The 22,435-nt window shown below is 46.8% G+C and carries 20 protein-coding genes and 1 other RNA gene; 18 read left to right on the top strand and 3 right to left on the bottom strand.

Translation table 11 applies throughout. The annotated features are described in order from the left end of the window. Positions 1 to 100: 100 nt before the first annotated feature. Complete coding sequence (locus ACU1JV_RS27670) at positions 101 to 961, bottom strand: hypothetical protein (RefSeq protein ID WP_025676291.1); 861 nt, start codon at positions 959 to 961, stop codon at positions 101 to 103. 141 nt (positions 962 to 1,102) lie between these two features. Continuing rightward, a complete protein-coding gene (locus ACU1JV_RS27665; protein WP_413987297.1) occupies positions 1,103 to 1,981 on the bottom strand; it encodes a LysR family transcriptional regulator in 879 nt (292 codons plus the stop codon). Positions 1,982 to 2,182: 201 nt separating this feature from the next. On the opposite strand from ACU1JV_RS27665, the gene ACU1JV_RS27660 reads away from it, so the two are divergent. From ACU1JV_RS27660 to ACU1JV_RS27645, 4 genes are read left to right on the top strand one after another with little or no spacing between them, the layout of a single operon-like run. Beyond that, positions 2,183 to 3,181: an ABC transporter ATP-binding protein gene (locus ACU1JV_RS27660; RefSeq protein ID WP_058711744.1), complete on the top strand. Its 999-nt coding sequence runs from the start codon at positions 2,183 to 2,185 to the stop codon at positions 3,179 to 3,181. A gap of 19 nt (positions 3,182 to 3,200) precedes the next feature. Then, entirely contained in the window at positions 3,201 to 4,274 is a 1,074-nt protein-coding gene (locus ACU1JV_RS27655; protein ID WP_129548515.1) for an ABC transporter substrate-binding protein, read from the top strand. A 4-nt stretch (positions 4,275 to 4,278) separates the two neighbouring features. Continuing rightward, complete coding sequence (locus tag ACU1JV_RS27650; RefSeq protein WP_013368767.1) at positions 4,279 to 5,949, top strand: ABC transporter permease; 1,671 nt, start codon at positions 4,279 to 4,281, stop codon at positions 5,947 to 5,949. Then, positions 5,946 to 7,331: an MBL fold metallo-hydrolase gene (locus ACU1JV_RS27645; protein ID WP_014599365.1), complete on the top strand. Its 1,386-nt coding sequence runs from the start codon at positions 5,946 to 5,948 to the stop codon at positions 7,329 to 7,331. The genes ACU1JV_RS27650 and ACU1JV_RS27645 overlap by 4 nt, the downstream gene beginning before the upstream one ends. 17 nt (positions 7,332 to 7,348) lie before the next feature. Here the strand turns inward: ACU1JV_RS27645 and ACU1JV_RS27640 are convergent, their stop codons facing one another. Continuing rightward, positions 7,349 to 8,509: a S8 family peptidase gene (locus ACU1JV_RS27640; RefSeq protein WP_013368769.1), complete on the bottom strand. Its 1,161-nt coding sequence runs from the start codon at positions 8,507 to 8,509 to the stop codon at positions 7,349 to 7,351. A gap of 405 nt (positions 8,510 to 8,914) precedes the next feature. Between ACU1JV_RS27640 and rpoE the strand changes: the two genes are divergently transcribed. The 14 genes from rpoE to ACU1JV_RS27570 all read left to right on the top strand — a co-directional run bounded on the left by rpoE (position 8,915) and on the right by ACU1JV_RS27570 (position 22,009). Then, positions 8,915 to 9,466: a DNA-directed RNA polymerase subunit delta gene (gene rpoE / locus ACU1JV_RS27635; protein WP_013368770.1), complete on the top strand. Its 552-nt coding sequence runs from the start codon at positions 8,915 to 8,917 to the stop codon at positions 9,464 to 9,466. A gap of 401 nt (positions 9,467 to 9,867) precedes the next feature. Further along, positions 9,868 to 11,469, top strand: a complete 1,602-nt coding sequence (locus ACU1JV_RS27630; RefSeq protein WP_013368772.1) for a CTP synthase — start codon at positions 9,868 to 9,870, stop codon at positions 11,467 to 11,469. Positions 11,470 to 11,682: 213 nt separating this feature from the next. Continuing rightward, positions 11,683 to 12,051 carry a response regulator gene (locus ACU1JV_RS27625; protein WP_014599366.1) on the top strand — a complete coding sequence of 123 codons (369 nt, stop codon included), beginning with the start codon at positions 11,683 to 11,685 and terminating at the stop codon, positions 12,049 to 12,051. 248 nt (positions 12,052 to 12,299) lie between these two features. Continuing rightward, a complete protein-coding gene (gene fba / locus ACU1JV_RS27620; protein ID WP_013368776.1) occupies positions 12,300 to 13,154 on the top strand; it encodes a class II fructose-1,6-bisphosphate aldolase in 855 nt (284 codons plus the stop codon). A 227-nt stretch (positions 13,155 to 13,381) separates the two neighbouring features. Continuing rightward, positions 13,382 to 14,635 (top strand): UDP-N-acetylglucosamine 1-carboxyvinyltransferase, encoded by a 1,254-nt coding sequence (locus ACU1JV_RS27615; protein ID WP_013368778.1) that lies wholly within the window; start codon positions 13,382 to 13,384, stop codon positions 14,633 to 14,635. A 263-nt stretch (positions 14,636 to 14,898) separates the two neighbouring features. After that, positions 14,899 to 16,236: a transcription termination factor Rho gene (gene rho, locus ACU1JV_RS27610; protein ID WP_013368779.1), complete on the top strand. Its 1,338-nt coding sequence runs from the start codon at positions 14,899 to 14,901 to the stop codon at positions 16,234 to 16,236. Between the two features lie 94 nt (positions 16,237 to 16,330). After that, on the top strand, positions 16,331 to 17,602 hold the full coding sequence (locus ACU1JV_RS27605) for a radical SAM protein (protein ID WP_413987298.1): 1,272 nt from the start codon (positions 16,331 to 16,333) through the stop codon (positions 17,600 to 17,602). A gap of 152 nt (positions 17,603 to 17,754) precedes the next feature. Next, positions 17,755 to 17,952 (top strand): 50S ribosomal protein L31, encoded by a 198-nt coding sequence (gene rpmE, locus ACU1JV_RS27600; protein WP_013368781.1) that lies wholly within the window; start codon positions 17,755 to 17,757, stop codon positions 17,950 to 17,952. A gap of 111 nt (positions 17,953 to 18,063) precedes the next feature. Beyond that, an RNA gene (gene ffs / locus ACU1JV_RS27595) (signal recognition particle sRNA large type) lies at positions 18,064 to 18,330 on the top strand. A gap of 156 nt (positions 18,331 to 18,486) precedes the next feature. After that, positions 18,487 to 20,235, top strand: coding sequence for a DNA polymerase III subunit gamma/tau (dnaX, locus tag ACU1JV_RS27590; protein WP_413987299.1), 1,749 nt, complete (start codon positions 18,487 to 18,489; stop codon positions 20,233 to 20,235). Positions 20,236 to 20,275: 40 nt separating this feature from the next. After that, the gene (locus ACU1JV_RS27585) at positions 20,276 to 20,587 is read left to right on the top strand and encodes a YbaB/EbfC family nucleoid-associated protein (protein ID WP_013368784.1); all 312 of its coding nucleotides are present in this window, start codon (positions 20,276 to 20,278) and stop codon (positions 20,585 to 20,587) included. Between the two features lie 26 nt (positions 20,588 to 20,613). Then, complete coding sequence (gene recR, locus ACU1JV_RS27580; RefSeq protein WP_013368785.1) at positions 20,614 to 21,213, top strand: recombination mediator RecR; 600 nt, start codon at positions 20,614 to 20,616, stop codon at positions 21,211 to 21,213. 212 nt (positions 21,214 to 21,425) lie between these two features. Next, complete coding sequence (locus tag ACU1JV_RS27575) at positions 21,426 to 21,737, top strand: DUF2508 family protein (protein WP_025676300.1); 312 nt, start codon at positions 21,426 to 21,428, stop codon at positions 21,735 to 21,737. Continuing rightward, entirely contained in the window at positions 21,734 to 22,009 is a 276-nt protein-coding gene (locus ACU1JV_RS27570) for a pro-sigmaK processing inhibitor BofA family protein (RefSeq protein WP_013368787.1), read from the top strand. Before ACU1JV_RS27575 ends, ACU1JV_RS27570 begins: the two co-directional genes overlap by 4 nt. The last annotated feature ends 426 nt before the right edge of the window (positions 22,010 to 22,435 follow it).

Below are 22,435 nucleotides of genomic sequence, written 5' to 3'. Positions count from 1 at the left end.
TCATATGTATAATAGTAAAAAGGAACCGTTCGTGCTGCCCTCTACAGGGAGGCCCGTTCGGTTCCTTTTTTAGGTTTGAGTACTTTTTAGGTTCGAGTGCTTAATAGCGTTCCAGTACCAGATTCGTTTTCAGAGAATCGGCAGGAATCAGCCATCCTTTGGATTGTAGCAGGTTAATCAGCTTGGCGCGGTTGCTTGCGGCAGTATTGTAATCCGAAGTTTTGAAGGAGATTTCGATGATATTGTCGGTACCCGATCCGTTTGCGCTACGAATAGGCCATACTTCAACGTCAGTATCCAAGCCCTGAAAGCTGCCCTCATATTTGCTGACCTGTACAGGACCGCGTACTCTGGAGTTTGCCAAGGTATGTTTGCCCCAGTTGCTGCTTTTCCAGTTTTGCAGCTTGCCCGGAAGATTGTCCTGCAATTGTTTTAACGCCTGATTCGGGGAAGGCAGAGCTAATCCTTTGGAGGCGTTTGTTTTCTTGTCATTAGAAAAGCTTAATGTCTGCTTGCTGTATCCCCAATCCACCTCAGCCTCATAATTATCATCAGAGGCACTGAAACCTTCTTTATTCGCTTGAGTGAGTGCTGCATCAATATTCCCGTTTGTGATCGCATAGCGCTTTTTGTAGGTTAACTCATAGTTTTTTTTATCCTCTTTTTTGCGAAATCTAACGTTCCAGCCCTCGTCATTCAATTGCAAGGAGTCTGTATCAAAAAACTCGACGCTTAATCGTTGCGCATCTTCGCTAATTCCGAACTCATTTACGATGCCGCTTTTTAAAGAGCCATCCGCATTGAGGACCTGAGCTGTATCCAGCAGCAGCTTTACCTCATAGCTTGGCGTGGCATTGGCAGCGGCTTGTACGGGCTCTGCACCTTTCCATCCTGTTGCGAGCAGTACTGCACTCAGAGTTACTACTGACATGAATTTAGTGATACGCAAGCTTGTTTTCATTTCATCCTCTCCTGTTCGTCCGAATAGGTTACACGCTTCACTTTACGGGTATTTTGTCAGTCGTATGTCAAGGCAAGAGGGTACTCTGGTTAAAAAATTCCATAATTTTTATATGACAGCTAAGATTTAATCTTGGTTCCATCATAAATATTCAGTGAATTTGTGGATCAGCGCAGAGCGATGACGATCTCTGTTGCTAACCATATAAATGTGCCTTTCAACAGTCTGTCCCGGAATAGGCTTTACAACCAGTAACCCTCGTTCAACCTCTGATTGAACAGCAATACGAGAGACAAAGGAGATGTGTTCTCCCAGCATAACCGCCTGCTTGATGGCCTCCAGTGAATCCAATTCCAGATAGGATGGAAGCCGACGCCTCCCGCGCTCTAGCCATTTGTCAGTCGCGTGGCGTGTGCTGGAATCCTTTCCATGCAATACAAAAGAGGAAGAAGCGATACGCTCGGATGTCAAATCGGTTTCGCTAGCGAGCGGATGAGTGGGTGAGCAGATGAGCACCAGTTCATCTTCCCCCAAGGATTCTGAGAGCAGCGTGGGGGATTGAAACGGCTCTCCCGAAATAATGCCGAGGTCAATTTCGTGGCGAGCAAGCATGTCCTTGATCACGGGCGCTGTTTTCACGGATAAGGCGATGTGAATGCCCGGATGCTCGCGGGCAAACCGATGCAGCACGGCAGGAAGCAGATAGGTAGCAGGTACATAGCTTGCGCCAATACGTATGCTGCCTCGTTGGAGTGTATCGAACTCACGGACAACCCGCTCGGCCTCAGCCGCAAGTGCATTAATCTTGGTGGCATAGTGCAGTAGGGCATTTCCGGCATCCGTCAGGATGATTTTGCCCATACGTGTGTCAAACAGCTTTACTCCGAATTCACGCTCCAGATTTTTCATATGAAAAGTAACAGTAGGTTGCTTTAGGCCGAGAAGCTCGGCTACGGTGGTAATTTTATGGTGCTTGTTCAGCAGCTCTACAATATGTAACTTTAGAAGACTTAAGTTCACTTAGAATGCCTCGCTTTCAGATTGGTCGAACAATCGTGCTTATTCATTGGGCATCAGCATCAATTGCCTCTATATAGATTAAATCTATGAGTGTTAACACAATTCATTGAAATAATTAATTTTGTTTTAACTTTCCAATAACACAGGTTGCGAATTCAAGTTTTACACTGGGGTCAGTCATAAGAATAGGCAGGTAATGCGATGAATCAGGATCTATATATTCGCGGAGTAAGTAAAACCTTCGGACAAACCACCGCGTTGCATGAGACGAATCTGGTCGTACGACAGGGCAAATTCACCACATTGCTCGGACCGTCCGGCTGTGGGAAGACGACGCTCTTGCGCTTGATTGCTGGTCTGGAGACACCGGATATCGGCACAATCACGATGGGAGAGGAAATTCTCTTTTCAGCTGAACGCAAAAAGGATGTTCCCACACATCTCCGCCACTTTGGTATGGTCTTTCAAGATTTCGCGTTGTGGCCGCATATGACGGTGTTTGAAAATGTAGCCTTCGGCTTGCGAGCGAGCAAACGGGGGAAAAGGGCTGTTAGCGCTCAAGGCAAGGAACTGCGGGCAGTGGTGCTGGAGGCGCTCGATAAGGTGAGGTTGTCAGGGCTGGAGGATCGTTACCCTCATCAACTATCCGGTGGCCAGCAGCAGCGGGTTGCTTTTGCAAGAGCAGTTGCTATCCGGCCTCGACTGGTTTTGTTCGACGAGCCGCTTAGTGCACTGGATGCCGTACTACGGGAGGAGATGCGCATTGAGATGATATCGCTTGTGCGCGATTTGGGGCTAACCGCCCTATACGTCACCCATGATCAGATCGAGGCCATGTCCATGTCTGATGAAGTGGTCGTTATGAAAAGTGGACATATTTTGCAGACCGGAACACCAGAGGTGATCTATAGTCGCCCAGCTCATTCAGAGGTGGCAAGGTTTATCGGTAAATCCAACTGGATCGAGTTGGAACGGACACTTTTTCGGCCTGAACATGTCCGTTGGGAACAGGAGCAAGCGGATCAGCACACTTTTACAGTAGAGATCCTGCATGTCAGCTATGTTGGCGATCGCTATGAAATCCGTCTATTAGCCGAAAACGGTGAGCAATGGACTGCGTATCACTCCACCCGCTTGCCCATAGGCGAACAAATGCATATTTGGGTATCACCGCAATACATCCACCAACTTGAAACATAGGGAAAAGGGGTTATATAAGATGATGAATAGGCGTGTTTTTCGTACAGGATGGAAAAAAGGGGCTATGCTTGCTTTAACATTGACTTTTGGACTGGCTGTGGCAGGCTGCGGAACGGCTACGACATCCAAGGATGGGGCACAAGCAGATGGAACAGCAAAACCAGCGGGAGCAGCGGCGTCCACCGATCAGAAGCTGGTTGTTTACAGCGCAGGCCCGGATGGACTGGCGAAAAAGCTGGTAGCGGGGTATGAGGCGCAGAGTGGAGTTAAGGTAGAGTTATTCCAGGGAACGACAGGTAAGATTTTAGCCCGCATGGAAGCGGAGAAGGCGAATCCGGTAGCGGACGTGGTTGTGCTGGCATCGCTTCCGTCTGTACAAGGCTTGAAAAAGGAAGGACTCACGCTCCCCTATCCGAATGCCAAAAATGCCGACAAGCTAAACCCAGACTGGTCCGATAAGGAGGGTAACTATTTCAGTACTAGTGCTTCTGCTCTAGGCATTGCATATAACACGAAGTTAGTGAAGACACCACCTACTTCATGGGCCGATTTGGCGAAGCCTGAGTACAAGGATCAGGTTAACATCCCCGACCCATCGCTGTCCGGCTCAGCGTTGGATTTTATGACAGGCTATCTGAGCGCCAAGGGCGATGGAGGCTGGACGTTGTTTGAGCAGTACAAGGCAAACGGTGTGGCCATGGCCGGTGCCAATCAGGAAGCGCTAGATCCAGTGATTACGGGGGCTAAAGGTGTAGTCGTCGCTGCGGTCGATTACATGACCTACAAGGCTAAAGCCAAAGGTGAGCCGATTGACATCGTTTATCCGACAGAGGGAACGGTTATTAGTCCGCGTCCTGCCGCAATCCTCAAGTCCACACAGCATGAACAAAATGCCAAAGCGTTCATTGACTATCTGTTGTCGGACGAGGCACAAAAACTAGTAGCAGATGCTTCCCTACTCCCTGGACGCACGGATATCAAAGCTGACAAGCGTGCCAACCTGGACGAGATCCCGTTGTTGAAAACCAATTGGGAATGGATGGGTGAGCACGGATCAGACGTGACGGAAAAGTTCACGCAAATGTTCAAATAAGCCGATGGGAGGTTTGTCTGTTAAACACATCAGGGGATGGTCCCTGACACTTGCTCTGATCGCGCTTCTTTTCCTAATTTTGCTGCCATTGCTGCAAATCTTCATCCAAAGTGTGTATGTTGAAGGAAAATTTCAATGGGCAGCGCCTTTTCGAACGTTAGCTGCTTCTCAATTTGCAGGAGTGCTATTCAGCTCAATTTGGCTAGGCATCTGCGTAATTGCAGGAACGACTGCCCTTGCACTTCCGCTAGCCTGGATCATGTCCAACACCCGACTTGCACACTGGCGCTGGTTGGATGTCGTGCTGCTGATTCCGTTTATGACTCCGCCCTATATCGGGTCCATGGGATGGATTCTGTTTATGCAAAAAAACGGGTATCTGGAACAGTTGTTCCCGGACCTGCATTTCTTAACGGCTTCCTTCTTCAGCCTTGGTGGCATGGTGATGATCATGAGCCTGCATCTGTTTCCATTCCTGTACCTGCTGCTGCGCGGGGCGCTGGTAAGGATTGGCGGCAGCTTGGAAGAGGCAGGTGCGGTCATGGGCGGGGGATTTCTGTACAGGTTCCGTCGAATCATTTTACCTTTGCTGTTATCGGCATACGGAATGGGTGCACTGCTCATTTTCGTTAAAACGATTGCTGAGTTTGGCACACCCGCTACCTTTGGGCGCCGTATCGGGTATGAGGTCATGACTTCTGAAATTCACAAATATATTTCCAGCTGGCCCATTGATTTTGGCAAAGCAACATCAATGGCTTCGGTGTTGTTAACGGCCTGCCTGCTTATGTGGTATGTGCAATCGGTGATCAATCGAAAGTTCACATACAGGCTGGTAGGGGGTAAAGGTTCGCGACCTTCCCGTCTTCGTGTATCCAGCTGGACTACAGCACTGAGTGTCGCATTCATCCTATTGCTGCTCATCGCAGCTATTGGTATCCCTTATTTTTCAATTATCGCGGCCTCCTCTATGAAGCTGCGGGGAATCGGACTGGCATGGAACAATCTTACACTCGACTATTACAAGGAACTGCTGTCGTGGGGCTCAGAAAGCATGGAAGCGCTACTGAACAGTGTATTTCTCTCTTTGGGTGCATCGACGATTGCTGTGGTGCTGGGCACCTGGTTTGCGCTTGTTATCGGTGGATCACGCACGAAGATCCAACGGACAGTTGATGCATTCAGCTTGCTTCCGAATACAGTGCCGGGAATTGTTATGGTGGTGGGTCTGATTTTGTGGTGGAACTCGCCGTGGATGCCGATTCCGTTGTATAACACATACGGCATGGTTATTCTGACGTATGTAATTTTGTTTGTCCCTTATACAGTTCAGTATGTTAAAAGCGCTTTTACACAGGTGGATCATACTCTTTTTCAGGCGGGACAAGTATTTGGCGGGCGACCGTCTTACATATTCCGCCGGATTGTATTGCCGCTGATTGTACCGGGGATGCTCGCTGGTTGGATGATGACCTTTACCATTGCTTCACGGGAGCTGGTAGGATCATTGCTGATTTTACCGCCGTCCGTCCAGACGTCTGCAACCTATATATTTGCCCAGTTTGAGCAGGGACAGGTGTCGCTTGGCATGGCGATGGCTGTTATATCGGTTGGATTGACCACACTGCTACTAATCTTAATGGAAAGCTTAAACTCGCGAAGAAAGTGGAAATGATGATGACCAAGCTTAGGATTTGGGGCGGAGCGGGCGAACATGGCCGCTCCTGTTATGTTTTTGAAGGAAAGCAGCATCGTATCATGCTGGATTGTGGCGTAAAAAAGGAAGGAATCGGGCAATATCCGATTTTTCCGCCACAGAAGGTGAAGGAGCTAACTACTGTTTTGCTGTCTCATGCACATGAGGATCATTCCATGGCGCTCCCCTTACTGTACAAGTATGGATACCGGGGAGAGGTTTGGACGACCAAGGCCACCGCTGAGCAGCTGGGCTCCTATTTTCGCTCCTGGCAGACTTATGTTGAATCGAGAGGTGGTGAATTGCCTTACAGTGAACAGGATATCCAATCCATTACCTATCGCTATCTAGAAGATGGAGCGCCTTCAGGAGTGTGGTGTGAAGCTTGTCCGGGTGTGAGAATGATGTGGGGACGCAGTGGACATTTGGCTGGTGCAGTGTGGTATATCATAGAAATGGAAGGGAAGCGGTTGTTCTTTTCTGGAGACTATAGCCGTGAGTCTGAGCTGCTTGCTGCCGATGCACCGGACTTGTGTATGGGGGAGGGGATAAATGACCTTCCTGAATGCAAGCCACAGTCCTATCTAGTGGACATATCTATCATGGACAATGCCTATGGCATGGATATAGACCCGCAGCCTGTTAAGCTGGAGCGGCTGAGGGTCGAGATGGAGCAGATATTATGGTCTGGCGGTCATGTGTTGTTGCCAGTGCCTGCCTTTGGCAGAGGACAGGAGTTGATCGTATGGGCCAGTGAGCAATTCCCCGAACAAGCAATAATTGTAGAGCCTGACCTGTGGCACGGATTGAAACAGTTAAATCGCTGGAGAGAGTGGCTTCGGCCGGGAGCTTCCACGCGAATAAAACATGTGTTAAACAGTGACAGGGTGTTCGTGCCTCGTGATGCTGCGGAACGAATAAGTCTGCTAGAACGGAACACGGCCACTATTATTGTAACAAGGGACGGCATGATGGATTCCCCGCAGGCACGTTGGTATTATCAATATCTGTCGGATAACCGCCATATGCTGAATGATATGGACAGCGGAGAAAACATTAGGAACAGTGTGATATTGACCGGTCATGCTTCCAATGGTTCTTTTGGAAAGCATCTGTTGGAACGTGCGGACTCCAATGACATCTGTATAGCTCGGCATTTGACTTACAAGGTGCATCAGGGATTATCGGATGTGAGGCAAATGTTGAAGGATCTGCCTAGCAAACAGGCTGTACTCGTTCATGCACCAAAACCGCAGACCGACCTTGTACGAGATGTGTTGATAAGAGAAGAAAATAATGCACATGGAGGTCCTGCCAGAGAAGTTCATTCTGTGGAGCCAGGTTCAACGATAGAGGTCTAGCATCATCAGATCGTGGTTCACTTTGTGCCCTCCTGCATCAATCGGAAGGCATCCACTTCTCCAAGCTTGGTGGAGATGGAACTGCGTCCGGCGCTTTTACGAAGGCGTAGCGGTGTGGCGGTGCGTTTAAGCAGTGCTTTAATTTCTCCAGGCTCCAGCTCCGGTTTCAGTGAAAGGAGAAGTGCGATGCTCCCGGTCACATGGGAAGTAGCCATAGAGGTGCCGCTCATTTCATGATGCTTTCCATGAATCCAGGAGGATCTGATCTTCTCACCAGGTGCATACACGTCTACGAATTGCCCCCGATTGCTGAAAGGAGCGATACGTCTGTATTTGTCGGTAGCTCCGACTGAAATCGTCTGGGAATAGCGGGCTGGATAGTCAATACTTCGACGCTTGCCCTCATTTCCCGAGGAAGCTACGATTACAATGCCGTTATGATATGCTTTATTCACCATATCAAGTAGTGCCTTGCTGCGCGACTTCATGCCAAAGCTCATATTAATAATATCGACACGATTTAATACGCACCAGTCGATACCGAGAATGATGTCAGAGACATAGGCGGCTCCATTATGATCAAATGCTTTTACAGGATGAATTAAAGCCCGTGGTGCTACGCCAACCATACCTTCATCATAGTTGGATGCCGCGATGGTTCCAGCAATATGGGTACCGTGGCCATTGTCGTCATAGGGTAGCATGGTCCGGTTCAACAAATTGATACCTCTGGCGAGGGAATGGCGAAGATCAGGATGATGAAAATCCGCTCCTGTGTCGATCACACCGATTCTGACCCGATTCCCTGTCGAGGAAGGCCAAGCCTTGTATGCACGTACCTGTTTAACTCCCCATGGCATGGAAAGGTTTTTCTCTGCTTTCGGCATATAAGCCGTTTCTGCGTGAACCTTTATGCGGGTATCTTCTTCAACGGTAACACCGTGGTGATATTTGCCCAGCCTGTCTCCCCCTGAAAGCGGAGCGATGAGAGCACGGATTAGCCTAGCCGGTTGTACTTGCCGTAATCCCACAAGCTCAGGTTTCAGCTTCCTGAGATAGGACAGACATTCCCGGTATTGGTGAGGCTTATCGAATGTGATAATCTGTTTGTTCCGTCCACTGCCGGACGGCTCCGAAATACCCTCATGCAAACGCTGCAAAAAATCCGGATAGTCCATTTGAGACGGTCCCCCTCCGATGAGCCATGCTGAGGTATTGTATGAGCAAGCGTCAGCTACGGCATGGGAAACTTGCCCCTTTTTTATGGAAATAGGCCTGCTTGTCGTGTCAAAGTAGCTGTGGACACATACGATACATGGAGGGCATAAGCTCTTGTGCAACAACTTTGGGAGGCCTCTCCCGGAGCGGGTACAGTCGGAGGCGGGGGGAACCCCGTCTTTTTACGTGTGCCGTCTTGTGCAGAGGGATATTCTTGGAAATTATGACGATACCCATGTTTAACTTGCAATTTGCTTCCAAATAGGTTTTACTTAGTTTTGATAATGGATATGTTAGTATTGCATGTATCGTGTATGCTCTGAAACATGTTCTTGTGAATTACGTGTGAGAGGAAGTGTCCCTAGGTGAGTACACCACTCAACTTGAAGATTGACCCGGAGAAAGTCCACGAGACTCCAATGGTGGATTTGGCATTTATGGTATTGAAAGCAGCCAATACTCCATATTATTACCGTGACCTGATGAATGAAGTCGCCAAATTGCGCGGCTTGTCCGACGAAGAAATTAATGACGTTATTGCTCAGCTATATACTGAAATCAACATTGACGGGCGTTTTGCCTGTGTCGGTACGAATTTGTGGGGCTTGAAACGTTGGTATCCGGTAGATAAATCCGAAGATGCCCTGACAGGCGCCAAGCGTCCTCGTATTATTAACGATGAAGACGATGACGATGAAGATGACTATCATGAGGAAGAAGAAACATACAACTCCGATGACGACTTCGATGCAGATAGCGAAGACGAGGATGGCGAAGACGAGCTGTTCGACGGAGAAGATGACGATGATAGTGACGATGACGTAGTTATTGACGATGAAGACCTCAGTGATGAGGAAGATACAGATGATGAAAATGATGATGAGTCGATCGAAGACGACGACGATTCACTTCGTTAGGAACAGGTTGAAAGGGGAGATACGCTCTCCCCTTTTTCATGACCGTTTTCTTGAAAACCCTGCTGATTTATAGCTTTCAGATAGATTTATTCCAATCTGGTTCAATGGACAAATTAACACAGATAACTTCCTTGACAGCGGATTGGACACGGGGTAAACTATTGCTTGGGCTTATGATTGATTCACTTATATGTTTGCTTTTTGTATAAAAGTGCCCCGTACTACGGGAGTGCTTTTTTGTTTTTTATAGGGGTGTTTTCACTCATGAAAGAGGGCTAAGGGCGGCGGATTGGAAAATATAACCGCTGCCTTCTTCATGGATGATAATCCGTGCAAACGGGTTACGATAACATCATAATGTCGCCTGAATTTTTGCATCTTATCTAGGAGGGTTTTGAACAGTGACGAAGTATATTTTTGTGACAGGCGGGGTTGTGTCTTCCTTGGGCAAAGGGATTACGGCAGCTTCACTGGGGAGGCTTTTGAAGAACAGGGGACTGAAGGTAACGATTCAAAAATTTGATCCTTACCTGAATGTCGATCCGGGTACTATGAGCCCTTACCAGCACGGTGAAGTGTTTGTAACGGATGATGGTGCGGAAACGGATCTTGACTTGGGACACTATGAACGCTTTATTGATATTAATCTGTCCAAGAACAGCAATGTCACAACAGGCAAGGTATATTCCAGCGTAATCAGCAAAGAGCGTCGCGGAGAATATTTGGGCGGTACAGTACAGGTTATCCCTCATATTACGAACGAAATCAAGGAGCGCGTGTACCGTGCAGGCCGTGAAGCGGGTTCGGATGTCATTATTACGGAAATCGGCGGTACTGTAGGCGATATTGAAAGCTTGCCATTTTTGGAAGCCATTCGTCAGCTCAAAAGTGAAGTTGGGCGCGAGAATGTGATGTACATTCACGTAACGCTCATTCCTTATATTAAAGCTGCTGGTGAGGTTAAAACCAAACCAACTCAGCACAGTGTAAAAGAACTGCGCAGTATCGGCATTCAACCGAATGTTATTGTTTGCCGTACAGAGCATGAATTGTCCTCCGACATGAAGGCTAAAATTGCATTGTTCTGCGATATTGATGCGAATGCAGTGGTAGAATGCCGCGATGCTTCGACTCTCTACGAGGTTCCGTTGAACCTGCGTGAAGAAGGTTTGGACGAAATCGTAGTTAACCACCTGAAGCTGACAACACCTGCACCAGATATGACCGAATGGGAAGGGTTAGTTGATCGAATCAGCAAGTTGGACAAAACGGTTGAAATTGCTATTGTTGGTAAATATGTTGCGTTACATGATGCGTATTTAAGTGTTGTGGAGTCACTTTCCCACGCTGGATTTGATGCAAATGCGGACGTGAAAATCCGTTGGGTGAACGCTGAAGAAGTAACGGACGAGAACGTAGCTGACATGCTGGGCGGCATTGGCGGTATTCTCGTACCGGGTGGCTTCGGCGATCGCGGAATTGAAGGTAAAATCAGCACCATTCGTTATGCACGGGAGCAAAAAATTCCGTTTTTCGGTATTTGCCTGGGTATGCAGGTATCTGTTATTGAGGTTGCTCGTTCCCTGGCTGGTCTTGAAGGAGCCAACAGCTCGGAAATTAACCCGGCTACCGATTATCCTGTCATTGACTTGCTTCCTGACCAAAAAGACATCGAAGATTTGGGCGGTACCATGCGTCTTGGCTTGTATCCATGTAAACTGGTGGAAGGTTCCCTAGCATCGGCTTGCTACAACGACGAGCTGGTATACGAGAGACATCGTCATCGGTACGAATTCAATAACGAATATCGTGAGGTTATTGAAAAAGCAGGCCTTCGTATTTCTGGTACTTCACCGGATGGACGTTTGGTGGAAATTGTGGAGCTTCCTGAGCATCCATGGTTCCTGGCGGTACAATTCCATCCAGAATTTACTTCCCGTCCGAATCGTCCACAGCCTTTGTTCCGTGAATTTGTAAAGGCGGCATTGCAGCTTCAAGGTTAATGCTTCAGCTTGAAAGACCTCCTTTGGGAGGTCTTTTTTTATCCCATGCTTCCTGATTATGAAAGAATATTCCACAATTATGTATATGAGAAGGATTTTCTTTTTGCAGGAGCGAATATAGTTTTAGGTATGGGACGGATATTGTACGTCATCGGACGCTGTTATGGCAATAGCTGCATGATCCTCGTTTTAAGATCTTAGGAGGTTAAAACATTGGAAAAGAAAAAAGTATTAATCGTCGATGACCAGAATGGAATACGGATTTTACTGATGGAAGTGTTCGGAAGTGAGGGTTATGAGACCTTTCAGGCAGCGAACGGGAAAATTGCTCTTGAGATTGTTGAGAAGGAACCACCTGATCTGGTTCTGCTCGATATGAAAATTCCAGGTATGGACGGACTCGAAATTCTGAAGCACCTAAAAAGCATGAATCCCGATATCAAGGTTATTATGATGACAGCGTATGGAGAACTGGACATGATTAAAGAGGCGACGGAGCTAGGTGCACTTATGCATTTTACCAAGCCCTTTGATATTGATGAAATGCGGATCGCCGTGAACAAACAACTCAGAGGTGACTAGGTAAGTCATTTTGGTTGAGAACTCTGTTAACAAAACAGGGTTTTTTGTTTGTGATTATGGGAAATACTGAAAGTAAATCCTCTCCTTATACAATTCTATGGAAAAACGGCGTCCTGGGCGTGATTTTTGTATGTGTTGATATGCAAAAGCTTGTTTAGTATTTAACATGGGTTGTGGTATAATAAGCCCGTATGTGATGTCGGCTAAAAATATAGACAAACCCAAACACCTTTAGGAGGACTGTAACCATGCCATTGGTATCTATGAAAGACATGTTGAACAAAGCACTCGAAGGAAAGTATGCAGTAGGTCAATTCAATATTAATAACCTAGAGTGGACTCAAGCTATCTTGGGCGCTGCTGAAGAAGAAAAATCCCCAGTAATCTTGGGTGTTTCTGAAGGCGCAGCACGTCACATGGGCGGATTCTACACTGTTGTTAAAATGGTAGAAGGTCTTATTCATGACATGAAAATTACGGTTCCAGTTGCAATTCACTTGGACCACGGTTCTAGCTTTGACAAATGTAAAGAAGCGATCGACGCTGGTTTCACATCCGTTATGATTGACGATTCCCACAGCCCAATCGAGAAAAATATTGAAACAACGAAGAAAGTTGTTGAATATGCACATTCCAAAGGCGTTTCCGTTGAAGCTGAAGTTGGAATGGTTGGCGGTCAAGAAGATGATGTTGTAGGTGACGTAATGTACGCTAAGCTGGACGATTGTGTACGTATCGTTAAAGAAACAGGCATCGACACACTGGCTCCTGCACTGGGTTCTGTTCATGGACCATACAAAGGTGAGCCAAACCTGGGCTTTAAAGAAATGGAAGAAATTCGCAATGCCGTGAAACTGCCACTCGTTCTTCATGGCGGAACAGGTATCCCTACACATGACATCCAAAAATCCATTTCCCTGGGTACTTCCAAAATCAACGTAAACACTGAAAACCAAATCGCATTTGCGAAAGTGGTTCGTGAAGTGCTTGCTGCAAAACCAGATGCTTACGATCCACGTACATTCATCCAACCAGGTCGTGAAGCGATTAAACAAACTGTTATCGGTAAAATCCGTGAGTTCGGTTCCAACAACAAAGCGTAATAATGTTCCAACTAGTCATGCGACTGCATAGACTGAATGCATTTTTTTCATTGTAGCTGTATTTATGCTGCACAAAACATTTAAATCTGTACAGTTGAATAGTTTGGTATGGAAAGCACACCGCTTAGCCGGTGTCTTTCCATTTTAACCACTTAAAAAGTTGAAAATTTATGGTTTCAGTTCATTGTTTGACCGACTGCAAAACACGTAGGGGGACCCTCAAGCTTATGGAAAAATTGATGATCACCGGTGGACGGCCGCTTCAGGGTACAGTTTCCATCAGCGGTGCCAAAAACAGTGCCATCGCCTTGATTCCCGCAGCCATTCTGGCAGAGTCGGAAGTCATTTTGGATAATTTGCCGCTGCTCAGTGATGTGGCGGTGTATTCCGAGATATTGGAGGAGCTTGGCGCAAAGGTTGCCTGGGAAGGTAGCCAGATGAAGATAGACCCTTCCTCCATTAAATCCATTCCTATGCCGAATGGACCTGTTAAGAAATTACGAGCCTCTTATTATATGATGGGGGCCATGCTGGGCAGATTCAAGGAAGCGATCATCGGTTTGCCAGGAGGATGTAATTTTGAACCCCGGCCCATTGATCAGCATATCAAAGGTTTTGAGGCGCTGGGTGCCACGGTTACGAACGAGCACGGCGCTATTCATTTGCACGCCAAAGAACTGCGCGGCACCAAGATTTATTTGGATGTCAGCAGCGTAGGAGCAACCATTAATATTATGCTGGCGGCCGCACGTGCCAAAGGCGCCACAACTATCGAAAATGCGGCTAAAGAGCCTGAGATTATAGATGTAGCAACTCTGTTAAACTCCATGGGGGCGATTATTAAAGGCGCTGGAACGGAGACGATTCGTATTGAAGGTGTGTCGGAGCTGCATGGCTGCCGTCATTCCATCATACCTGACCGTATACAAGCAGGCACATATATGATTGCTGCTGCGGCAACCCGTGGAAATGTATTGATTGACAATGTAATCCCCAAACATATGGAGGCTCTCACTGCCAAAATGCAGGAAATGGGTATCGGCATCGAGGAATATGATGAAAGTATTCGCGTACTGGGTGCACCTTCCTATGGGCATGTCGACGTTAAAGCCTTGGTATACCCCGGCTTCCCCACGGATTTACAATCTCCCATGACCAGCTTGCTAACCCAGGCTCAGGGTGTCAGTGTGTTGAGCGATTTTGTGTACAGCAATCGTTTTAAGCACGTCCCTGAACTGGTGCGAATGGGGGCTAAAATTCGCGTAGAGGGTCGGTCTGCCATTATTGAGGGTGGTCAACTGAATGCGGCTAAAGTGAAGGCTGCAGATCTGCGCGCTGGAGCGGCCCTTGTCATTGCTGGACTTACAGTAAGCGAAGGGGTAACCGAGGTGGCAGGTGTCGAGTATATTGACCGTGGTTATGATCACCTCGTCTCCAACCTGCGCCTTCTGGGCGCAGATGTATGGCGGCAGACTGAGTAATTAAACCATGTCTGTCCTTTGTATGAACTCGTCGTAACCAAAGCGATAAAACGGGTAACACCTATGCAGCCGCTGCTTGATATAAGATTTGGTTCATACCTAACAATCTTTTATCAAAAAACCGGAATAATTCGGTATAATTCAGGCAGTTGGCTGCATAACTTTATTTGTTTTGGTTAAAATTATGTTGATGGTGTTTATGATATCATTGTCTATCATTTAAATGTATGAATGGACTTAATAATTGAATAGGTGGTTATTATATGGATCTGCAAATTTCCGATCTGGAAGAAATGAAGCTGACCGACCTGTACAAGCTGGCCAAGCAATACCAGATCCCGTACTACGGAACGCTCAAGAAGAAAGAATTAATTTTCGCCATCCTGCGCGCACAAGCTGAGAAGAGTGGATTAATGTTTATGCAGGGTGTTCTGGAAATACTTCCTGAAGGTTACGGCTTTCTGAGGCCGATCAATTATCTCCCGAGTACCGAAGATATTTACATCTCTGCTTCACAAATCCGCAAGTTTGACTTGAGAACAGGCGATCTTGTTTCCGGTAAGTGCCGAACGCCAAAAGAAAATGAACGGTATTTTGGATTGCTTCAAGTTAACGCCGTCAATGGAAGAAGTCCTGAGCAAGCTGCTGAGCGGCTACATTTTCCTGCACTGACTCCACTGTATCCGCAAACCAAATTAGTCCTTGAAACTTCCCCCAACCATTTGTCTACGAGAATTATGGATGTACTGGCCCCTGTCGGACTTGGACAGCGCGGACTTATTGTGGCACCTCCCAAAGCTGGGAAGACGCTTCTCCTCAAAGAAATTGCCAATAGCATTTCTACCAACAATCCCGAGATTGAGCTATTTGTCTTGTTGATTGATGAACGCCCTGAAGAAGTGACGGACATGCAGCGTTCTGTAAAAGGTGAAGTTGTAGCCTCTACATTTGATGAACTTCCTGAAAATCACATCAAAGTGGCAGAACTGGTGTTGGAGCGTGCACTGCGTCTCGTAGAACATAAAAAGGATGTTGTCATCCTGTTGGATAGTATTACACGGTTGGCTCGTGCGTACAATCTCGTTATCCCTCCTTCTGGTCGTACTTTGAGTGGGGGTATTGATCCGGCAGCATTTCACCGTCCAAAACGCTTTTTTGGTGCAGCTCGGAATGTGGAGGAAGGCGGTAGCTTGACGATTCTTGCCACAGCGCTGATTGATACAGGATCTCGTATGGACGATATCATTTATGAAGAGTTCAAAGGCACAGGTAACATGGAGCTGCATTTGGACCGCAAACTGGCAGAACGTCGTATCTTTCCTGCGATTGATATTCGTCGTTCCGGTACACGTCGTGAGGAAGTACTGTTGAAAAAAGAAGAATTAGATACGATCTGGGCTATTCGTAAAAATATGACGGAAAGCCATGACTTTGTGGAAGGCTTCCTCAAAAAGCTGCGTAACAGCAAAACTAACGCTGAGTTTTTAGCTTCGTTTGATTTGACGGCACCTTCTTCCAGCGGTTCGCAAGGTAGCTCTGGTGGTCAACAACGAAGAACTACGCGTTCTACCACAGCGTCGGTTCCCGCCACAACCAATTAAACCCAATTCATGTATTTTATCTGTTCTGTAAGTAGACAGCCATTACCATTCTTTTGGTTAATGGTGCGCTTAATGGAACGAAAGGAGCTCCATAATGTATTTGGTGTATGCCGACGAAAAAGGCAATGTATATGATCATGCTTCTTTGTATGGGCTTGCCCGTAGTGCAGACATGATTGTTGAAATCATGGAGGATGAGCTTATTCCGTTGCCGGAAGGAGCCACACTGGTAAGCCTGCCCAGCACCCGCCCGGTCGGTATGAACCCTGAAACAGGGGAAATGATCTCTCTTCCGGGAGATATGCAGGCAGTAGGGGCTTTGTTACCGCAAGGTTTTACACGCCTGTGTCTGCCGGGATATGTGAAGACGGATAAGGAGTATAAACTCCCCTTGTTCGGTTATTCGGCCGTTGTCTGGAAAGATGGGGCATTTTATGTAACAGCAGAGCAGAGTGACAGTCCTTCCAAATGGAATCCCGAAAACTGCGACCGCAATCAAGTTAAATTGGGAGTTCAGCGAATGACAGAACAGTATCCCGAAAATAGGCTGTACCAGCATTTGTCTAACTGTGCGCTGGGGTACGAATGTCTTACTTCTTCGAATACGTTCCTGAATCGCTGGGAAGGGGGAGTTCCGGTATCTTATTCTTGTAATGCGGGTTGCTTTGGCTGTATATCTGAACAGCCGGATGACAGTGGTTTTGTATCTCCGCAGACAAGAATGAACTTCCGTCCCCGTGTGGAAGAGATTGTAGAAGTTATGTTGGAACATTTGAAGACACCTGAGTCTATCATCAGTTTTGGGCAAGGTTGTGAAGGTGAGCCCTCCACTCAAGCCAAACTGATTATTGATGCGATTAAAGAAGTACGTTCCGTTACAGATATGGGGTATATTAATATCAACACGAATGCGGGACTGAATGATCATATCCGGGGAATTGTGGATGCGGGTCTTGATCTTATGCGAGTAAGTACAATTAGTGCATTGGACGACCATTACAATGCGTATTACAAGCCGCGCGGATACACGCTTGCTAATGTGGAAAAGTCGCTCCGTTATGCGTCAGAGCAGGGAGTGTATACGTCCATCAACTATTTGATTTTTCCGGGTGTAACAGACCGGGAGGAAGAAATTGAGGCAATGATTGAATTTGCCAAACGCACTAAGCTCAAGCTGATTCAAATGCGTAATCTGAATATTGATCCTGAAAGCTATCTGGAATTGATTCCACCGGCTCAAGGGGAGATACTTGGTATGAAGCAAATGCTTGAGATTTATCGTGAGGAACTGCCGGATGTGGTTATCGGTTCTTACACTCATGTGCCGCCGCAAGGGCTGGCACGTCCCAAATTTGCCAGAACCTAAACGGTCGGAAGATATTTAAAACACACTGATCTTACACTGTTTTGTGTACTAAAAAGATGTTGAAACACTTATATTCAAGTGCTATAATTTGAACATGTGTTCATACAACTCTGGGCTGATAGGACGTTCAGGGCGGAAAGAGGTGAAAGTTAATGCAACAGGCTATTCAACCGAAGTATAACGTAACTAATGTTACTTGCGCTTGCGGGAATACGTTTGAAACTGGTTCTGTAAAAGAATCTCTGCGTGTGGAGATTTGCTCCGCTTGCCATCCGTTCTTCACAGGTAAGCAGAAGTTTATTGATGCTGGTGGACGTGTGGATCGTTTCAAAAAGAAATACGGTATTTAATAAGTTGCCGCAAAAGATAAAGTTATTAGAGCCTTCTGCAATTGCAGGAGGCTCTTTTTGTCGTTATTTGCTATTTGCATTTTGTGCAACCATGAGATATACTTATTTTTACCGTGCTAGATGGGGAGGTAGCGGTGCCCTGTAACTCGCAATCCGCTATAGCGAGGTTGAATTCCTGTTAGAGGTGTTGTTGATGTGAGGCTGGTCCCTGCGCACAATGTTGACGGTTGGGTCCTCCGCAATGAGTACTTGTGAACCTGGTCAGGTCCGGAAGGAAGCAGCCATAAGCAAGCCCACTCTTGTGCCGGAGGGTTGCCTAGCCCGAGTTGTTGTTCAGGGTTACCGCTCGGATCACAACGATCAATAACAGGTGCACGGTATATACTTGGGAATTAGAACATCTTGGCAATTATGCGAAGATGTTTTTTTGTGCTTATAAATTGAAATGTGTCTGGTTTAGATTCGGACGGGAGTATAGTATAATGAAGTGACCATAAATGGTCATGAAAGTGAATGGGAAAGAGGGAACGCGCATTGGAACATATAGCGTTGTACCGTGCTTGGCGGCCGCAGGCTTTCAAGGACATGGTAGGACAACAGCATATTATCCAGACATTGCAGAATGCCATCCGCGAAAATCGCACGTCCCATGCCTACCTGTTCAGTGGTCCGCGAGGAACGGGTAAGACCAGTGCGGCCAAAATTTTGGCCAAAGCAATTAACTGTGAGCATGGACCTGCGCCGGAACCTTGCAACGAATGCGAAGCCTGTAAACGGATCACGGCCGGAGCGGTCATGGATGTACAGGAGATTGACGCAGCCTCTAACCGGGGTGTTGAAGAGATTCGTGATTTGCGCGATAAAGTCAAATATGCGCCCACAGAAGTGCGGCACAAGGTTTATATCATTGATGAAGTGCACATGCTGACGACGGAAGCGTTCAATGCGCTGCTCAAGACGCTGGAAGAGCCGCCGCCACACGTAATGTTTATATTGGCTACGACAGAGCCGCATCGGATTCCCGCGACAATTATTTCGCGTTGTCAGCGTTTTGACTTCCGGCGAGTATCGCTGGAGGAGCAGACAGAGCGGCTTGACCTGATATGCCAACAGGAGAACATCCAAGCTGATTTGGATGCACTGCAATATATTGCACGTCTTTCAGATGGCGGGATGCGAGATGCGGTTAGTGTTTTGGATCAGATATCCTCGTTTACTGATGGCCGGGTTACGTATCAGCAGGTGTTGGATATGACGGGTGGGATCGCATCCGAGCAATTCGGTAAATTGGCCTTGGCATTACTGAAAGAAGATGTAGGCACAGTGCTCCAATTGATCGAGAACTTTATGCAGGAAGGGAAAAGTGCAGATAAGTGTATGGAGAATCTTCTGTACTATTTCCGAGACCTGCTAATGATCAAGATGGTGCCGCAGGCGACCAAAATGACGGAGCGAGTGCTGAATCCGGAGCAGTTTAAGGAAGTGGCAGATGCTTTTACCAAGGAGCAGCTCTTTGCAATGATCGACACCCTTAATCGTTATCAGGGCGAGATGAAATATGCGGTTCAGCCCCAAACTTTATTTGAGGTAGCTCTATTGAAGTTATGCAGCATTCCGGGGGAAGTGGGAACTGCTGCTCAGCCGACTGTACAGCGCTCTGGTGCTGCTGGTCAGGAAGAAGTGGCCATGTTAAAGCGCCAGCTTGCTGAGCTGGAAAAGAAGCTGGAACGTGCAATGCAAGGTGGCTTGGGCGCTGGAGCGGGTCAGGAGGCATCGTCAGGCGGTCGTCAGGCTTCTGCTAGTCGTGCCCCTGCTCCACGTCTTTCAGCGCCGGCCAAACTCCCTTCTCAGTTGGATCGCTATATTGCTGAGAAGTCAAGCGAAGCATTCGCAGCGGTGGGGCGTAAGTGGAGCCAGATTTTGCAAGGGGTAAAAGAGGCGAAAGTTACGGTTCATGCTTGGTTTATGGATGGTGAGCCGGTTTCTGTGTTAGAGGACAGTGTACTGGTCGCGTTTAAGAACAACATTCATCGTGAAACTACCGAAAAACCTGCCAATAAGCAGGTCATCGAGAAGGTTTTACATGAGCAGTTGGGGCATCCTTATCGTTTGGTAACGATGATGCAAAAGGATTGGAATGCTGCGATTGAAGGAGTTTCTGACCAACCTGCCGAAGAATTGCAACTGGAGCCGGAGCATGATGCGCCGGGAAAGTCCAAGGAGCCCTGGATTGATGAAGCGATTCAGCTTTTCGGGGAAGATCTGGTAGTCATTAAAGAATAATCAAATGTAGATGTATACTTCATTAAAGGAGATGATTGAAATGAACAATATGAACCAAATGATGAAGCAAGTGAAAAAAATGCAGGAACAAATGCTGAAAGCCCAAGAGGAGCTTGGTGGGAAAGTAATTGAAGGTTCTTCTGGTGGCGGTGTGGTAACTGTAGAGGTAAGTGGACATAAAAAAGTATTGTCTATCACAATCAAACCGGAAGCTGTAGATCCTGATGATGTAGAAATGCTGCAAGATCTCGTACTCACTGCAGTCAATGATGCTTTGTCCAAAGCGGATGAACTGGCTAATGATGATATGGGTAAATTTACAGGTGGTATGAAAATTCCGGGCTTGTTCTAGTCTGCTCATAAAGGAGAAACACGCTATTGCATTATCCCGAGCCGATTGCAAAGCTGATTGATGCTTTTACGCGCCTGCCGGGAGTAGGCCCCAAAACAGCTGCCCGGTTGGCTTTTCACGTACTGAAAATGAAGGAAGATGATGTGATTGATTTTGCCAAAGCGCTGGTCAATGTAAAACGCAATCTTCACTTTTGTTCAGTCTGCGGTAACATTACAGATACGGACCCTTGTAGGATCTGTCAGGATAAGACGAGGGATGCTTCCGTCATTTGTGTTGTTCAGGATGCTAAGGATTTGGTCGCTATGGAGCGTACCAAGGAGTTTGAGGGTTTGTACCATGTACTTCACGGGGCAATCTCTCCGATGGAGGGAATTGGCCCTGAGGATATCAAACTCAAGGAGTTGCTGACCAGGCTAAGTGATGAACGTGTCAAGGAGTTGATCCTGGCTACGAATCCGAACATTGAGGGAGAGGCCACGGCTATGTACATTTCGCGGCTAGTGCGTCCTTTTGAAATCAAGGTTACTCGTATTGCTCACGGTTTGCCCGTGGGCGGGGATTTGGAGTATGCCGACGAGGTCACCCTGTCCAAAGCGCTAGAAGGCCGCAGAGAGCTTAATTAGTAGGTGTAGTTATACGTTATAATTTATGAGTCTGAAATGTCCTTGGGACATCCTTGACTCGCTTAGGGAGCCGTTATGGCTCCTTTTTTATTTGCAGTAATAGATGCCTTTATAGACGTTCCCAGTTCTAAGTTTGTCCTCTACTCAATAAGTATGAATAAGGTGGTCTTGCAGACTGTACACATAATTCAGCTTGTGAGGAGGATGAATGAATGTGGGAACGGATGAAACAAAATTTCCGTCGTCAGGAGAATGGAAAATCAGAAGCAGAGTATCGCCAGGAATTGTTTGCTCAGATTCGAGCTTCGCATGCGGAATGGTTAAGAGCGCATCGTTTATTTCATGAAGCTACGGGTAAGGATGAAATCGACTACGCCATTTTTGTTCTGGAAGCTGCGGAGCGTAAATATCAAATACATTTAAAAAGCGCAAAGCAACAAGGGTTACATCGTTTTCACCTGCCAGCAGATGAACCGGGGTATGCCAATGATACTGACCGGGTTCACAAACGGAGAGCGGAATGAGAGGGGTAGTCTGGCTTGTCTTGATTGCTTGTGCCGGAATACTGATGTATCTAATCCTCAAAAAACATCTGGGGATCGGTTGGTTTGTAGTATTCGGCGCGCATATGGCTCTGGCAGCCATTGCACTGTATGTTATCAATTATTCAGGATGGATTACACAGGTGTACATTCCGATTAACCCAGTGACGATGGGAGCAGTAACGATATTAGGCTTGCCAGGCATTGCGCTTTTACTGGGATTGAAAATAATATTGTTCGGACAGGCTGTGTGAAACGTTATTGTAGGAAAGGGAGAGTATGCAAAAAAAAGTGGGTATTGGTGAGTCCGATGCGGTATTGTTTTATTTTTTAAATTATAGTTGACGACGAATTCAAAAATGTGATACATTAATTCTCGGCCTTTAAAGCCCGGGAATTTTTTTGTGTGAGCAATGCTTAAATGAAATTGAAAAATAATTTAAAAAAGTGTTGACTTAAATCCCGAGTGTGTGTTATATTAATTAAGTCGCCGCTGAGATGCGGTGATGAAGCGAAGTAAGACATAGCGAAGGTTTGATCTTTGAAAACTGAACAACGAGTGAGTAAATTGATTTTGTTCGCAAAATCAACAATGAGATATTTTATCTCGTCAGTTTCAACATGAGCTAATCGCTCTTTCTATAACCAACTTCGGTTGGTCTTTAATGGAGAGTTTGATC

The sequence above is a fragment of the Paenibacillus sp. T2-29 genome (assembly GCF_052921365.1).
The sequence above is the reverse complement of the archived record's forward strand: the minus strand, read 5'-3'. Positions and strand labels throughout refer to the sequence as shown.